Source organism: Rhodococcus sp. D-46 (assembly GCF_011290655.1).
Classification (GTDB): Bacteria; Actinomycetota; Actinomycetes; order Mycobacteriales; family Mycobacteriaceae; genus Rhodococcus_F; species Rhodococcus_F qingshengii.
This window is the reverse complement of sequence record NZ_JAANTF010000004.1, coordinates 272,235-287,930: the sequence shown is the minus strand read 5'-3', so window position 1 is coordinate 287,930 and position 15,696 is coordinate 272,235. Positions and strand designations below refer to the sequence as shown.

The 15,696-nt window shown below is 62.8% G+C and carries 14 protein-coding genes and 1 tRNA gene; 8 read left to right on the top strand and 7 right to left on the bottom strand.

Features of this window, described 5'->3' with window-relative positions:
* Window positions 1-49: 49 nt before the first annotated feature.
* From G9U53_RS12010 to G9U53_RS12000, 3 genes are all read right to left on the bottom strand, one after another.
* Window positions 50-139 (bottom strand) — tRNA-Ser (locus G9U53_RS12010).
* 50 nt (window positions 140-189) lie between these two features.
* Window positions 190-615, bottom strand: coding sequence for a MarR family transcriptional regulator (locus G9U53_RS12005; protein ID WP_020968140.1), 426 nt, complete (start codon window positions 613-615; stop codon window positions 190-192).
* 128 nt (window positions 616-743) lie between these two features.
* Window positions 744-1,982 (bottom strand): lactate 2-monooxygenase, encoded by a 1,239-nt coding sequence (locus tag G9U53_RS12000; protein ID WP_162114009.1) that lies wholly within the window; start codon window positions 1,980-1,982, stop codon window positions 744-746.
* Here G9U53_RS12000 and G9U53_RS11995 point away from each other — a divergent pair.
* Window positions 1,981-2,970: an NAD(P)H-quinone oxidoreductase gene (locus tag G9U53_RS11995; protein ID WP_007731765.1), complete on the top strand. Its 990-nt coding sequence runs from the start codon at window positions 1,981-1,983 to the stop codon at window positions 2,968-2,970. The genes G9U53_RS12000 and G9U53_RS11995 overlap by 2 nt on opposite strands.
* Before the next feature lie 15 nt (window positions 2,971-2,985).
* On the opposite strand, the gene G9U53_RS11990 is transcribed toward G9U53_RS11995, so the two are convergent.
* Window positions 2,986-4,188, bottom strand: a complete 1,203-nt coding sequence (locus G9U53_RS11990; protein WP_007731767.1) for a cysteine desulfurase-like protein — start codon at window positions 4,186-4,188, stop codon at window positions 2,986-2,988.
* A gap of 132 nt (window positions 4,189-4,320) precedes the next feature.
* Here G9U53_RS11990 and G9U53_RS11985 point away from each other — a divergent pair, with 132 nt between their 5' ends.
* From G9U53_RS11985 to G9U53_RS11960, 6 genes are all read left to right on the top strand, one after another.
* Window positions 4,321-4,890, top strand: a complete 570-nt coding sequence (locus G9U53_RS11985) for a bacterial proteasome activator family protein (RefSeq protein WP_003943894.1) — start codon at window positions 4,321-4,323, stop codon at window positions 4,888-4,890.
* 64 nt (window positions 4,891-4,954) lie between these two features.
* Entirely contained in the window at window positions 4,955-5,827 is an 873-nt protein-coding gene (locus tag G9U53_RS11980) for an ABC transporter permease (protein WP_029254233.1), read from the top strand.
* A gap of 9 nt (window positions 5,828-5,836) precedes the next feature.
* Entirely contained in the window at window positions 5,837-6,643 is an 807-nt protein-coding gene (locus G9U53_RS11975) for an ABC transporter ATP-binding protein (RefSeq protein ID WP_007731776.1), read from the top strand.
* A complete protein-coding gene (locus G9U53_RS11970) occupies window positions 6,640-7,536 on the top strand; it encodes a glycosyltransferase family 2 protein (protein WP_054825477.1) in 897 nt (298 codons plus the stop codon). Before G9U53_RS11975 ends, G9U53_RS11970 begins: the two co-directional genes overlap by 4 nt.
* Before the next feature lie 174 nt (window positions 7,537-7,710).
* On the top strand, window positions 7,711-8,781 hold the full coding sequence (gene rsgA / locus G9U53_RS11965) for a ribosome small subunit-dependent GTPase A (protein WP_063315962.1): 1,071 nt from the start codon (window positions 7,711-7,713) through the stop codon (window positions 8,779-8,781).
* 46 nt (window positions 8,782-8,827) lie between these two features.
* Entirely contained in the window at window positions 8,828-9,655 is an 828-nt protein-coding gene (locus tag G9U53_RS11960) for a class I SAM-dependent methyltransferase (RefSeq protein WP_007731781.1), read from the top strand.
* A 3-nt stretch (window positions 9,656-9,658) separates the two neighbouring features.
* Here the strand turns inward: G9U53_RS11960 and G9U53_RS11955 are convergent, their stop codons facing one another.
* A complete protein-coding gene (locus G9U53_RS11955; RefSeq protein WP_233272354.1) occupies window positions 9,659-11,533 on the bottom strand; it encodes a glycosyltransferase in 1,875 nt (624 codons plus the stop codon).
* Between the two features lie 59 nt (window positions 11,534-11,592).
* On the bottom strand, window positions 11,593-12,402 hold the full coding sequence (locus G9U53_RS11950) for a glycosyltransferase (protein ID WP_054827093.1): 810 nt from the start codon (window positions 12,400-12,402) through the stop codon (window positions 11,593-11,595).
* A 145-nt stretch (window positions 12,403-12,547) separates the two neighbouring features.
* On the opposite strand from G9U53_RS11950, the gene G9U53_RS11945 reads away from it, so the two are divergent.
* The gene (locus G9U53_RS11945; RefSeq protein WP_165638721.1) at window positions 12,548-14,758 is read left to right on the top strand and encodes a hypothetical protein; all 2,211 of its coding nucleotides are present in this window, start codon (window positions 12,548-12,550) and stop codon (window positions 14,756-14,758) included.
* Here G9U53_RS11945 and G9U53_RS11940 read toward each other — a convergent pair.
* Window positions 14,713-15,693, bottom strand: a complete 981-nt coding sequence (locus tag G9U53_RS11940) for a Gfo/Idh/MocA family oxidoreductase (protein WP_063315249.1) — start codon at window positions 15,691-15,693, stop codon at window positions 14,713-14,715. The genes G9U53_RS11945 and G9U53_RS11940 overlap by 46 nt on opposite strands.
* Window positions 15,694-15,696: the final 3 nt, after the last annotated feature.

Genomic DNA, 15,696 nt, shown 5'->3' with positions numbered 1-15,696 from the left:
CAGTAAAGGCTCTGACCTGGACCGAAGTCCGAGGTCAGAGCCTTTGCTTTGGCGGAAGCGGAGGGATTTGAACCCCCGGTGGGTTTAACGCCACGCTCGCTTTCAAGGCGAGTGCATTCGGCCGCTCTGCCACGCTTCCGTGGGCGATCCTATCGGGTGTTCCCACGGACCGCGAAAACGGCTCCGGAGTCAGCGCTCGCCGATGGCTTTGTCGACCTTCTCGAAGACGTCTGCCAGCACGTCCAGTTCCTGGGGAGTCAGCAGATCGACCAGATTGTTCCGCACTCCGGCCACGTGAGTAGGCGCTGCCTCGGCGAGGCGACGCCTACCCTCTTCCGTGATCCGAGCGAGCACGCCGCGACCATCTTCGACGCAAGTGTCTCGCACGACGATGCCCTGAGATTCCATCCGCCTGATCTGGTGCGTCAGGCGGCTCCGCGAAGACAGCACGCCGTCTGCCAGGTCACTCATCCGCAACGACCCGTCAGCTGACTCCGAGAGCATGACCAAAATGCGGTAATCGGCCAACGACAGGTCGTGTGAATCCTGCAGTTCGCGGTTGAGAACCTCCATGAGGCGCTGATTACCGTCCATGTAGCCGCGCCATGCACGCATCTCGCACGGCGTCAGCCACGGTGTCTCACCGTGCGCCGCCTGCGATGTCTCCTCGGTTGTCGCTTCAGCTGTCACAGGTTCCAAGTTTAGACCTGTGTCCGCCCGTCACAGTAAGACTCACCCTAAAGTCACGAATTGGACATCAGGATCGAACGATCGATTTCGGCGACCGATGCCAGCCCCGCCAGTCCCATGGTGAGATCCAGGTCGGCCAAGAGACTCCGGAGCGCATGACGCACTCCGTCCGCTCCGGCCAATCCCAACCCGTACACCCACGGCCGCCCGTACAGCACTGCATCGGCACCCAAGGCCAGAGCCTTGATTACGTCTGCACCACAACGAATTCCGGAGTCCATCAGGATGTCCACCTCATCCCCCACCGCATCAGCGACGGGACCGAGAGCATCGAGTGCCGAAATCGACCCGTCGACCTGACGCCCACCATGGTTGCTCACGACGATGCCGTTGGCGCCGGCCGCGACGGCCTCACGTGCGTCGTCGGGATGGACAATTCCCTTCACTGCGATCGGAAGTGTCGTCCACTGGCGAAGTTTCGCGATATCCGCGATCCGCACCGCATGGTTACCGAACAACGACACCCACGTGAGAACCGCGATCTGCAGCGCTTCTGCGCTCTCCTCGGGCGGCGTCGCCAGTTTGGCGCGGAACACCGGATCCGACAGATAGTTGGCAATACCCTTCGCCTGCAGGAACGGAAGGTGGCCGAGCTCGAGATCCCTTGGACGCCAACCCATACCGGGAGTGTCGGCAGTCAGGACGATAGCCTTCGCGCCCGCCGTCTCCGCTCGGCGGACAAACGACTCCGCAAGTTCGTCGTCGGCCGGCCAGTACAGCTGGTACCACCAGTTCTCGCCGGAGGCCGCCGCTACGTCTTCGATGGTCGAGGATGCCGCCGTCGAGAGAATCGATCCGATCCCCAACTCGGCAGTGACCGAACCGACCGCAACCTCGGCGTCGTCGTGGACCAAGCCGAGCACGCCCACCGGAGCCGTCAGGATCGGTGCAGCCAACCGCGTCCCCAACACCTCGACGCTCAGATCACGCGCGTCGGGCGCCGCAGTCCCCCGCAACATCCGCGGCACGATCGCATGCTTGTCGAACGCCCGCAGATTCGACACCGCGGTTCGTTCGGTCGACGCGCTACCGGCGATGTACCCGAAGGCCTCCGGTGAGAGTTGCTCGCGCGCGGCATCTTCCAAGCCTGCCGCAGTCATCGGCAAAGCCGGCTTCGCGCCGCTCAGTCCCGTCAGATAGATCTCGTTCTGCATGTTCCCGAAGTAAGTCACGTCCGCGACGGTAGCGGCAAAACACCCGTCAGCGGGGAGATTCGCTAGCGTCGTATCCATGTACGCCATAACGATCGATCAGCCCGGCGGTCCCGAGGTCATGAAATGGGCGCAGCAGCCCGATCCTGAACTACCTCGCGGGCACGTACTCGTCGAGGTCGCCGCGACCGCAGTCAACCGCGCCGACCTGCTCCAACGTCAAGGCTTCTACCCGCCGCCGCCCGGCGCGAGTGACATTCTCGGCCTCGAATGCTCGGGTGTGATCACCGAACTCGGCGAAGACGTCACCGGTTGGTCCGTCGGCGACGAAGTCTGCGCACTGCTGGCCGGCGGTGGCTATGCCGAGAAGGTTGCGGTCCCGGCAACACAACTTCTCCCCGTTCCCGCTGGCGTCGATCTCCGTGTCGCAGCGTCACTGCCGGAAGTTGCGTGCACAGTGTGGTCCAACGTCGTGATGCGCGGCGGACTACGACGCGGACAGGTACTCCTCGTCCATGGCGGTGGCGGCGGAATCGGCACCCACGCCATCCAGGTCGGCAAAGCCCTCGGCGCCCGCGTCGCAGTTACCGCGGGTTCGGAGGACAAATTGAACCGCTGCCGCGAATTGGGCGCGGATATTCTCATCAACTATCGCGACAGCGACTTCGTAGCATCACTCGCCGAAGCCACCGACAACCACGGCGCCGACGTGGTTCTGGACAACATGGGAGCGTCGTACCTCGGGCGCAACGTCGACGCACTCGCCATGGACGGCCACGTCGTGATCATCGGAATGCAGGGTGGCCGCAAGGGCGAGGTCGACATCGCCAAGCTGATGGGAAAGCGCGGAAACATCACGTCGACGGGCCTGCGTGGGCGTCCGCTCACCGGCCCCGGCGGTAAAGCGGACATCGTCGCCGACGTCCGCGCGAAATTGTGGCCGTTGATCGCAGACGGATCGGTTCAACCGATCGTGTCGACCGAACTTCCGATCACCGAGGCGCCATTAGCCCATCAGTTGCTGGATTCGCCGGAAACCGTAGGCAAGGTCATCCTCACCGTGAAGTGAGCCGAGCGGGATCGATCAGCCCAGGGCGCCGAGTTCGGCGACCAGCTGATTGATCTCGTACCGCGTCGTGTACGGCGCAAGGCCGACGGTGACCGCGCCGCCTTCGTCGTTGACACCGAGGGCGTCGAGCAGCCTGGAACCGCCGTGCGTACCGCTGACCGTCGCGATGCGCTTGTCGGCCAGATGCGCGGCGACCTTGTCTGCCGCCATGCCCTCGAGCGTGAAGCTGAGCGTCGGCACCCGCGTAGGTGCGCCGCCGATCACCATCACGTTGGGTAGGGCTGCGAGAGAACGCATGAGGTGATCGAACAGACCGTCCTGGTAGTCCTGCAGCGAGCTGATCGAGGTTTCGAGGCGCTCACGCCTGGTTCCCGTTGCCGATTCGTCCAAGCCCGCCAGGAAATCGATCGACGACGTGAGACCGGACAGCAGCGCGAACTGATGACCGCCCACCTCGAGTCGCTCGGCGCCACGCGCGTACGGGTTGAGCGACACGGCCGGAATTCGGTCGAGCAGTCCGGGATCGCGGAAGACGAGTGCGCCCACCTGCGGACCGCCCCACGACGGCGCGCTGACGGCAACGATGTCCGCCCCGAGATCAGCCATGTCCACATGCGCATATGGCGCTGCACCGACGGCGTCGACCACCATCAGTCCGCCGAATTCGTGCAGACGATCAGCTGCGGCGCGGACGTTCGGAGCCGAACCGACGACCGGTGATGCGGCCGTCAAGGCCACCAATCGAGTGGTCGAGGTGATGAGATCGTTGAACTGCCAACTCGGGAGCTCACACGTTTCGATTTCGACCTCTGCCCATCGCACCTGAGCGCCGTAGCGACTGGCCACACGAAGCCAGGGCGCGACGTTCGCCTCTTCGTCGAGGCGCGAGAGTACGAGACCGGTTCCGAGGCCCAACCGCGAACTGAGCGACTCGGCGAGCCAAGCCAACAACACCGCTCGGTCTGATCCGAGAACGACTCCCGCAGGATCTCCGCCGACCAGATCGGCGACCGCGGTGCGCGCACTCTCGAGAATGGCAGCACTACGACGGTTCGAGACGTGGCGACCGGAGGAAGAAGATGCAGAGGCACGGAACGCGGTGGAGACCGTCCGCGAGACGGCGTCCGGGATCTGCATTCCGGCCTGCGGATCGAGGTGGATCCAGCCGTCACCGAGTGAGGGAATCAACCCCCGTACGCGGGCAACGTCGTAAGCCATGCTCGACACTCTAGGTGCAGACGCCCGCTTAGTCGAAGGCAGTCACCCAATTACCCGTCAGTACAGTTATTCGATAGCTAACTTTTTGGGGGTTACGCGGCGTTTGTCGCCCACACACGACAAGATGGAAGCATGACGAACCCCGACAAAGAGCAGGTACTCGTTATCGGACCCGACGGTCGACCCGTCGCGATGCCGGCGGCCGAGGCAGAGGCCTCCACCTCCGGCACCACCGAAGGCGCGGAATCCGAAGCCGAGTCCGTCGCCGAGATGGTCGAGCAGCCGGCCAAGGTCATGCGAATCGGCACGATGATCAAACAACTCTTGGAAGAAGTGCGCGCCGCGCCGCTCGACGACGCCAGCCGCAAGCGCCTCAAGGACATCCACACCTCGTCCATCCGAGAACTGGAACAAGGCCTGGCACCCGAACTCCGTGAAGAACTCGAGCGACTGAGCCTCCCGTTCACCGACGACTCCATTCCCTCCGACGCCGAACTGCGAATCGCGCAGGCCCAACTCGTCGGCTGGCTCGAAGGACTGTTCCACGGAATTCAAACCGCACTGTTCGCGCAACAGATGGCAGCGCGCGCTCAGCTCGAACAAATGCGTCAGGGCGCACTGCCTCCCGGCATGAGCATCGGGGCTCCGCATTCGCCTGCACATCCGGACCAACAGAGCCCAGGAACCGGCCAGTATCTGTAACTCGGACCACCGCTAGGTCCGAGGGAAATCCGGCGCCGACGCCAGGCCGGTAGGCTCGACCTCCGTGTCAGCATCCGCAATCGAATCCGAGACGCCGGACGCACCTGCGCCCGTGTCCGACTCCCAGACGTTCCGTCGTGCGTTCAAAGACCTTCGCGACGGTCTGAATCAGCGTGAGTTGTGGCTCAGCCTCGGCTGGCAGGACATCAAACAGCGCTACCGCCGGTCGGTGATCGGACCGTTCTGGATCACGATCGCCACCGGCGTGCAGGCCGGCGCGATGGGTCTTCTGTACTCCGCGTTGCTGAACATTCCGCTCAAGGAGTTCCTGCCGTACGTCACGGTCGGCCTGATCGTGTGGAACCTGATCAGTGCAGGCATCCTCGAAGGCTCCGAGGTCTTCATCGCCAACGAGGGCCTGATCAAGCAGTTGCCGTCGGCGTTGAGCGTGCACGTATATCGCCTGGTTTGGCGTCAGGTGCTGTTCTTCGCGCACAACTTTGCGATCTACATAGTTCTGCTGTTCGCGTTCAGCATCTGGCAGAACATGAGCTGGACTGCGCTGGCGGCGATACCGGCATTCCTGCTGATCGTGGCGAACACGCTGTGGGTCTCGATCGTCTTCGGCATCTTCTCCACCCGATACCGCGACATCGCCCCCATCCTGGGCAGCATGACGCTCCTGCTGTTCGTGCTGACGCCGATCATGTGGACAACTCAGGCCCTCAAGGACCAGGGCGGGCAAGCCAGCGAGCGAGTCCGGCTTGCCGAGCTCAACCCCCTGTACCACTACCTCGAGATCATCCGAGCACCACTCATCGGGGCCGACCAGCAGGCATACCACTGGTACATCGTCATCGCCTTCACCGTCGTCGGCTGGGCCGTCGCGATTCTGGCACTCCGCAAGTACCGGGCACGCGTGCCCTACTGGGTCTAGAGGAAACACATGAGTCAGCCAGTCAGCATCCACACACAGAACGCGTGCGTCGACTTCCCGATCTTCGACGCGAAATCCCGCTCGCTCAAGAAGGCCTTCCTCGGCAAGGCCGGAGGATCCATCGGCCGCAACGACTCCGATGTCGTCGTCGTCGAAGCGCTCCGCGACATCACGATGACGCTCAAGGAAGGCGACCGCATCGGGCTCGTCGGCCACAACGGCGCCGGCAAATCCACCCTGCTGCGCCTGCTCTCCGGAATCTACGAACCGACCCGGGGATCCGCCAGCATTCGCGGACGCGTCGCACCCGTCTTCGACCTCGGTGTCGGCATGGACCCGGAAATCTCCGGGTACGAGAACATCATCATCCGCGGCCTGTTCCTTGGTCAGACCCGCAAGCAGATGCTCGCGAAGATGGACGAGATCGCCGAATTCACCGAACTCGGTGAATACCTCTCCATGCCACTGCGTACCTACTCCACCGGTATGCGCGTTCGCGTTGCCATGGGCGTCGTGACCAGTATCGATCCCGAGATCTTGCTTCTCGACGAGGGCATCGGTGCCGTCGACGCGGAATTCATGAAGAAGGCCCGCATCCGGCTGCAGAAGCTGGTGGAACGCTCCGGCATCCTGGTATTCGCCAGCCACTCCAACGAATTCCTCGCTCAGCTGTGCAACAGTGCGATGTGGATCGACCACGGCCAGATCCGCATGCAAGGCGACATCGAAGACGTCGTGCGCGCCTACGAAGGTGACGACGCCGCCGAACATGTGCGCCACGTGATCAAGGAGATGGAACGGGAGAACACCCCGTGAGCGCACCCGAGAAAATCATCGGGGTCGTCGTCACTCACAAGCGTCGTGAACTGCTGGCCGAATCCTTGAAGGTTCTCAGCACCCAGTCGCGTCCGCTCGATCATCTGGTTGTCGTCGACAATGCCGACGAAGCCGATGTGAAAGAGCTCGTCGACAACGCTCCACTGCCGACCAGTTACATCGGTTCTCAGCACAACCTCGGCGGTGCCGGAGGATTTGCTCTTGGCATTCTCTACGCGCTTTCACTCGGCGCCGACCGCGTCTGGCTCGCCGACGACGACGGCCGCCCGGACGGCCCCGAAGTCCTGGAAACACTGCTCGACTGTGCAATTCGGAACGACCTGGCCGAGGTCTCCCCCGTCGTCTGCGACATCGACAACCCCGACCGCCTCGCCTTCCCACTTCGCCGCGGTACGTCGTGGCGCCGGTTGCGTTCCGAACTCGGCGACGAGGATCTCCTGCCCGGTATCGCGTCCCTCTTCAACGGCGCACTGTTCACCGCCGACGCGATTGATGCCGTCGGAGTTCCGGATCTACGCCTGTTCGTCCGCGGCGACGAGGTCGAGGTACACCGTCGCCTCGTGCGCTCCGGCCTGAAGTTCGGTACCTGCCTGCAAACTGCTTATGTCCACCCCAACGGCGCGGACGAGTTCAAGCCGATCCTCGGCGGACGCATGCACACGCAGTACCCCGACAACGACACGAAGCGCTACTTCACGTACCGCAACCGTGGATACATCCTCTCCCAACCGGGAATGCGGAAACTGCTTCCGCAGGAATGGGTTCGGTTCGGCTGGTACTTCCTGATCACACGCCGCGATCCGGCCGGACTGCGCGAGTGGATGCGATTGCGCAAGCTCGGCCGGGAAGAGAAGTTCGAACGTCCGAGTTAAGTCGGCCGCCCCGAGTTAATTCAGTTGCACAGTCGCGTCTGCGGCTGAGACGATTCTGATCCGACGCATGGTGCGTCCTGAGATTTTCGAGGAGTGAGTATTGATGACTGTCGTGTTCCGCAGTTTCAGCACCGTCAACATTCACACTTCTTCGTACTCGAGGACACACTCACCATGCCGGAAAACAGCACGCCCCTGACCGAATACGGTTGGAACGCAACACTCTCGAACACATTCACTGCCCTGGCCCCACCGGACTCCGCACCCGGGCGCGTTCTTCGCGTCGACCGAGGGCGGTGTGACGTGGCCGTCGCCGAAGGCACAGTTCGCGCACTCAGCGGCAGCGATCCACTCTGTACGGGTGACTGGGTCGCCGTGGCCGAGTTACGGGACTCACGCGAACCCGAGATGCACACGGTCACTTCGATACTCCCTCGATCAAGCAGCATCGTTCGATCCTCGGCATCCGGAAAATCGGAAGGCCAGATTCTGGCTGCGAACGTAGACACAGTCGTCATCGCCACGGCTTCGGACGGCGACGTCGATCTCGGGCGCATCGAGCGGCTACTCGCACTCACCTGGGAGAGCGGCGCAACACCTGTCATCGCACTCACCAAATCCGATGCAGCTCACTATATCTCCGACACTCTCACCCAAGTCTGCGCCATCGCGCCCGGCGCAACCGTGCTTGCTGTGAGTGCCGAGACCAACGAAGGAATGGATGTACTCGATGCAGTTCTGGACGGCACCGTGGCGATACTCGGTCCATCAGGCGCCGGTAAGTCGACGCTCGCGAACGCCCTCCTCGCGGACACCACAGACGCCGATCGACTCGAGACCGGTCGCGTTCGGACCGGTGACGGAAAGGGACGCCACACCACCGTCACCAGAGAGTTGATCTCATTCTCCGGCGGCCGGACACTGATCGACACACCCGGCCTGCGAGGGGTCGGCATGTGGAACGCGGCGGAGGGGATCGACAAGACGTTCCCCGAGATCGAGGAGCTGATTGCAGAGTGCCGGTTCTCCGATTGCGCACACAACTCCGAGCCGGGATGCGCAGTCCTGAGCGCACTCGGGCGTGGCGATATCGATGAGCGGAGGCTCGCGAGCTACCGGAAACTACAGCGAGAGAATGCATGGAACGCCGCGCGAAGCGATGCTCGTCTGCAGGCAGAGAGGACGCGGGAGATCAAGGTGATCTCCCGACAACTCAAGAGTCACTACCGCGGTCGGGACCGGTAGCGAACAAAGCCTGGCAGCATGGGAGTGATCCCGACGAGAGGTTGCCATGTTCGAGCAGTTCCGTTCCAGCGCCAGAACCAAGCTTCAGCGTGCGGTATCCGAGGTGGTCGAGGCCGCCGACCGGCGCAACGCAGATCGCACGCAACAGATCCTCGATGCGCTGACGCTCTCACGTGACGAACTGGCCGGGGCCCGCGGTGACATCGCGGGCCTCCGGTCCAGGATCGACGAACTGGAATTTCGTCAGCGACGGGATCTGGCCTACGCCGTGGACCTGCAAGCGACGGCATCGACCGCAGAATTCATCCTCGAACACCTTCGCGTCGCCGAGACGTTCGGCCACCCACACGACACGCTTCGCCATGCACTGGGATTGATCGAAATACCCGGCATGGCACTCGAATTCGGCGTTGCCAGCGGAACCACACTCAGGATCATCGCGGAGGCATTCACCGAACGCGAGGGAACCGTCGCGGGTTTCGACGTGTTCTCCGGCCTTCCGGAAACCTGGCGGACCGGGTTCCCGGTTGGTGAGTTCGCTCAGGAATCAGTCCCCGAAGTACCTGGAGCGCAACTTGTTCCGGGCCTCTTCGAGGACACCCTGCCCTCGTTCCTGAACGACGAACCCGGCCCCGTTGCGTTCCTGCACCTCGACGCCGATCTCTACTCATCCACCAAGACGGTGCTCGATCTCCTCGGCGACCGCCTGGTACCCGGGTCGATCGTCGTCTTCGACGAATTCTTCAACTATCCCGGGTGGCAGCAGCACGAGTACCGGGCGTGGACGGAGTTCGTCACACGCACCGGCATCTCGTTCGAATACCTCGGGTACACCGTCGACAACGAGCAGGTCATCGCCAAGATAGTGCGCTGAGGCTCACTTTTCGTACAGACGGGCCCAGTTCTCGCGGCTGGTGAGCTGCGGGAACTCGCGAGCGAATGCTTCAGCCACACTTGGCGCTTCGGCGAGGAACCGCTTCATGACGCCGGCGAGGCGGCCGCTCATCTCGGCGGCCTTCTCGCTGTCGAAGCGGCGTTCACGCACGCCTCCCTGCGAAGCATCGGTGACGAAGACGTGATCGAAACGTCCGACGTGCCACCACTGCGCGTCCTCGTACGAAATCGCCACCGGACCTCGCTCGAGGTGATTGCGAGCCTGCATCACAGCGCGTTTCGCCAGAACGAGGTCCGTCCACAAACCGGGTTTCGGGCTGGGCGCAACGCGGCGGATCGGCAGCCTGCCCGGCAACTCCGACGCCGGGCGAGTTACCGTCTCGGGGAAGCGCTTACGCTCCTGGTTGATCGCGGCAAGCGCCTCCTGCCCACCGTCCGCCAAACCTTCCGGCCCCTCGAGGAATCCCTCGATTGCCCGGAGTTGCGTGTGTGCAAGGCCGTACTGCAAACCCACGATCGAATGCGAAATGTCGCGGGAGAGCTGCTTCGCGAGGGTTTTGGGTGCAAACCCTGGGTCAAGCGCAGCGGTGATCAGTCCGTTGCGCGTACTGAAGTAGTGCGCAAAACCGTCGACGTCCTTCCAATAGAAGTCCGCATGCCAGACAGCAGCCGACGGCAACGTGATGGTGGGAATCCCGGCCCGCCCAGCCCGCAAGCTGTACTCGACGTCGTCCCACTGGAAGAAGACCGGCAGTGGCAAGCCGATCCGCTCGATGGCTTCGGCAGGGATCAGGCAAGACCACCAGCCGTTGTATTCGGCATCCACGCGGCGTTCCGGCAGCTTCTCGAGCACACTCCGGTTGCGAACACCGTGCTCATCGGTCGGTACACCACGCTGCAGGGTGCCCAGATCGACGCGTTCACCCGAAGCCAACAGGAAGTCGGGGTTGAACAGAAAGAGCATCTGGGCGCCGATCAAAGCCGGCTCCGTCGTCATGTTCGCGAACGCACTCAGTCGAAGAACCGATTCGGGTTCGCACAGAATGTCGTCGTCCATCAAGATCACGTCGGCGTGCGGCCCGGCCGCCGAAGCCTCGTACAGGCCCCGGGTGAATCCGCCGGCACCACCCAGATTCGCCTGCCGCAGATATTGCAACCGCGAACCGAACTTCTTCGACACTTCCTGGAACAGCTCACGGCTCTCTACCGGATCCGTTCCCTGATCGACGACGTACAGAGCGTCGAGCAACGCGAGTACACGCTCGTCGGACGCGAGGGCCTCGACCGTGCGCGCACAGTCGTCCGCACGATTGAACGTGCAGATCGCCACGGCTACCGGGCGAATCGACTCCGGCGAGACGACGGTCCATTCCACATCGTCGACCACTGCGCCGCCACCCTGCGCTTCGAACTGCAGCCACAGTGCCCCGCCGTCGACGAAAGTATCGAGCGGGGCGGTCATGGACACTCGCTCGTCGCCGGTCACGACGACGTTCGTCACGATACGACGGTGGCCACCGATGTCCGAGGCCTGGATCTGGATGCGGCAAGCGGTATCGGCCACGACATGTGCAGTGACGGTGACCTCGGTGACATTGGTCCAGCGCTGCCAGTAGCTGGCCGGAAAACGACCGAAGAAGGTATTGGTGTGCGCGACCGCGCCCGGCTGAAGCCGCAACTCGAACCGCGATCGCGTCGACATACCGACCTTGGTCACCGCATACAGTTCGTCACTGGCGACGGGCGAAGTTCCGGTGAACAACGTCCGCTGCGCCAGCAGTCGATCCGACGTCGCGCTGCGTTCGATCAACTCGACTCCGGAATCGGACTGGTCATCGGTCGTGTTCACGGTATCCACGCCCCGCAGGGTATCGCGAATCCGCACCTCGGCGCCCCGGGCACCGAGTCACACCAGGTCTACCCGTGATTACTCACTGCAGCGGCGGAGCGCAGCTCGGTCTTTCGCCGACGAAGCGACAACAGACCCTTCGCCATCTGGACCACGTCCTTGGGCGAGATACGGCTCGCGTGCGCCAGATGATCGTCGCTGAGTCGGATCGGGACCTCGACCGGGCGCACCCCAGCCAATTCGAGCGCGTAGTCCAATTCGGTGGTGAAAAGGAATCCACGCTCGGTCAGCGAGGGTGCGATTCGACGCAGCAAAACGCCGTCGACGATGAATGTCCCCTGGGGGTCGCCCGTGCGGGTACCCAGTACCACCCGTCGCAGCGTCGCGAATCCACCCGTCATCACCGAACGCAGCAAGCCACGTTCCACCTCTGAGTCCGAATGAGCCTTTGAACCGATGACCACCGGCGGGACGGACCCTAGATCCGCCATCACGCGGTCGGCGCCTTCGATGTCACCGAAACCGAACGGAAGGTCGTCCGCGGTGAGCAACACGCGTCGTCCACGAGAAGCAAGCGTCCCGGCGCGAAGCGCTGCGCCCATCCCTTTGTCGCTGCTCATCGGCAGGAAGGTCACTCCAGGCCAAGACCAGGAAGCTGCCAGAGCAGCACACACGTCGGCAGTGTTGTCCGTCGAACCGTTCTCCACGACGATGATCTCGACCTGACCGGCGCTCTCGGCCGGGCGGCTGGTGAAGTACTCGGCGAATTGACGCACCGTCGACTCCAGCACCTCGCCTGAGTTGTATGCGGGGATGATCACCGAGAGTTCCGGCGTAGCTGGTTCCCCACGAACGGGTTCCGTTCGCGATGTCGCCACGTCCCGATCTCCTTACTTCCCCGACTGCAGTTCGAACTCGTCGGAATACTACGCTCCGAGAAACAAGGCGCAGCCCAGGCTCCGAGAAAAAGAGCACGACCCAGGCTCCGAACAACAGCCATCGACTCGAAGACGAAAGCACATCGTGAAATCTGACTTACCGCTCGCACAACGCGTGGTGCCGCCAATTCTTCTCGCCGCTCTGGTGTCGATCGTCGCCGCCATCCCACTGATCTCCAATCGGTGGTTCTACTACTGGGACGACAGCGCAGCAGCTTTCACGCCTGGTTGGCACACGATCGGCGAGCGAATCCTGTCCGGGTCATGGCCGACGCTCATCCCCGAATTGTGGGCCGGCGGCAATGTCACAGCCGAAGCCCTTTACGGGACATACAATCCCGTGATCCTTCTGGATTCGGTTGCCATTGCACTCATTCCGAACCTGGGAATCGGAATCACCCTGGTCAAGATGCAATTCATGGCGATTCTCGCGGTAGGCGTTTATCTGGTGGCCCGCCAGTACGGCGCCAATCGGTCGATGGCTTTCATCGCCGGATTTGCCATGCCGTTCGCCGGATACACGCTCTATTTCGACGCCTCCAGTTGGGCGTCCGGGCTGATCGCCTTCGCCTGGATCCCCCACGTCTGGTGGTCTACCCGCGCCAGCGCCCTCGGCCGAGTGAACCCCCTGGTACCGATCGTTTTCGGCTATCTTGCGATGACCACCGGAAACCCGTACGGCGCTGTCGGTGTCGCGGTCGTCTACCTCGCTGTCATAGCGGAATGCATCGCAATCAAACGCGCAGGCAGCATCAAATCACTGATGATCAGCGCGGCAGCGATCATCATGATGTCGCTGATCGTGTATCTACCATTGCTCTTCACCACCGGCGTGTCGGTGCGTACTCAGTCCGGAATCGCGAACGACGGTTCGCTTCGACCCGATCTCGGTGACCTGCTCAACCTCTCCGGCCCGTCGAACCAGCCGTACGTCACCGCTTTCGCTTCGCCTGCCATGACGATTCCACTGGTGTACCTGGCCTGGTTCCTCATACCGCTCGCACCGTGGATTCAATGGAAGTCACTGAAGAAGTTGGGCCGCCACAGCGTCTCGCTGTTCGTCTTCGGCGGAATTTACGTCTTACTACTTCTCGGACCGTCGAATCTGTGGCTTTTCCGTTGGCCCGCGCGACTGCTCGAGTACGGTCAACTGCCCGCCATCGTGGTCACGGCGGTCGCCCTCTCTGCCGGACTGCATCGTGATCGAATCCGGACAAGATCAATCATCACCGCGGGATTGTTGGCACTTCAGTTCTATCTTGCCTGGTCGAATGTCCCGGAAGACATCGGTATTCACTCGGCATCACTGATAATCACCGTGGTTCTCACCGTCTTCGCGTTGGTCGTGGCCTACCGAAAGCCCCGCTACCTCGCCGGTGCACTCGCTGTCGGCATCGTCGTCGTGCTCAGTGCTCAGACCAATTTCTGGTTCACCGGAAACTACAACGTGACACCGTGGAAGTTCCCCAGGCAGGTGGCATTCCTGGAGTCCAAGTTCGAGGACCGTTACCAGGGAACCACTTTCGCGATCGCCGACCCCGTCAACATCCCGCCGGACAACGAAACCGGGCAGTGGGGTGACCTCCTGTTCGGCAACGCCTGGCAGCCCGCCGGAGTCAATGCCGTCAACAGCTACGCCGGAATCAGCTACAACGATTTCGTTCAAGCACTGTGCTTGAACTACTACGGCGGCGTCCAGTGTCCGGACGGCGTCGACCGACTGCTCGCTGAATCGCCGGGAACGGGTGTGTCCTGGCTCGACGCGATGCGAGTCGACACGGTCGTCGTTCAGAATTCCGGACCGTACGGCGGAAAACGCGCCCTCGACGCCCTACCGGAGGGCGAGTGGACCGTATCGCCGGATCGGGTGGTCACGGTCGGCCATCGCACCACCGAGCATCAGTGGCCCGACGGTCGCGTATCGGCAACGACGCCTGGTCTCGACGTGCGTGGCGATGCCGCCGCTACGGACACCAGGGAAACTGTCGAGTACACCGGGTCCGGCACGGTTACATTCGCCCTACTGGCCTGGCCGGGCTGGACGGCGACTGTCGATGGTCAGACGGTCGAGACGAAGGCCAGCCCCGGCGGGGTGTTGCAGGTCGATCTACCGCCGAGTGCCACGTCCGGATCTGCCCTCACCATCGAATTCAGTCCACCCGGAAGCACTTTCGGCTGGACTGTCGCCGGCGTCGGATTGCTCCTGGCACTGTCTCAAGGAGCGTGGGCCTTCCGACGCCGACGCAGCGGTCAGGACGACAACGCTGCAGCCAACGCAGATTCCGTCACCTCGTGAACCGCGCGGTGAGCGGGCAGAATCGACGCTCGCTCACCGTCTGCGTCACCGGTGCCCTGCACCAATCCGAGGAAATGCGTCAGCTGCGCGGCAAGCGGTTCCTCGCTGTAGCGGATCGTCGGAATTTCGATGACCGTCTGCTGCTGGTAGCCGTCCCGATCGGTGGGCATGTTGTCGTCGATGTGCCGGTAGATCGTGATGTCGCGACGCAGGAGATCGATCTCGATGAGTCGATCGGCCTCGAGCAACGACAGCTGGCGAATCTTGCGCTGACTGATCCGGCTCGCGGAAATCGTTGCAACAGCACCTGATCCGAAGCGCAATACGGCGTCGGCGCAATCTTCCGACCGGTTCTGCACGGACGTCGGGTGGAAGTAGCCGAACTCCCCTTTTGCCAAACTGGGTTCCGAGCCGGCAAATCCGATGGCAAGGTCGATATCGTGAATCAGCAGGTCCGTCGCGACACCCGTCGGAATGCGGGAAACGAACGGCGAGTGGCGGATACCGTTCACCTGCCACACATCGCCGGAGAACTCACGGGCGGTGCGGACAGCGGGATTGAACCGTTCGAGCAGTCCACACATCAGGGGAACACCGGACGCGCGTGAACGATCGACCAGGTCGACGCTCTGCTCGTACGTCGCTGCCAACGGCTTCTCCACCAGGACGGGCTTCCCCAGATCGAGAACCCGCCCGGCCAACTCGTAGTGCGCCGGCGTAGCAGCAGCGATCACGACAGCATCGATCTCGTCGAGGGAGTCGAAATCGGCGGCCCAACGCGTATCGAACCGCGCAGCAACAGCTTTGCCCTGCTCCTCGCGCGGCTCGATCAGCAGATCCAACTCGCACAGCGCCGACTGCGCGATGACCCGCGCATGCAGCGAGCCCATCTGACCGGATCCGACAAGAGCGATACGTGGCTTGCTAGCAGTCATTTT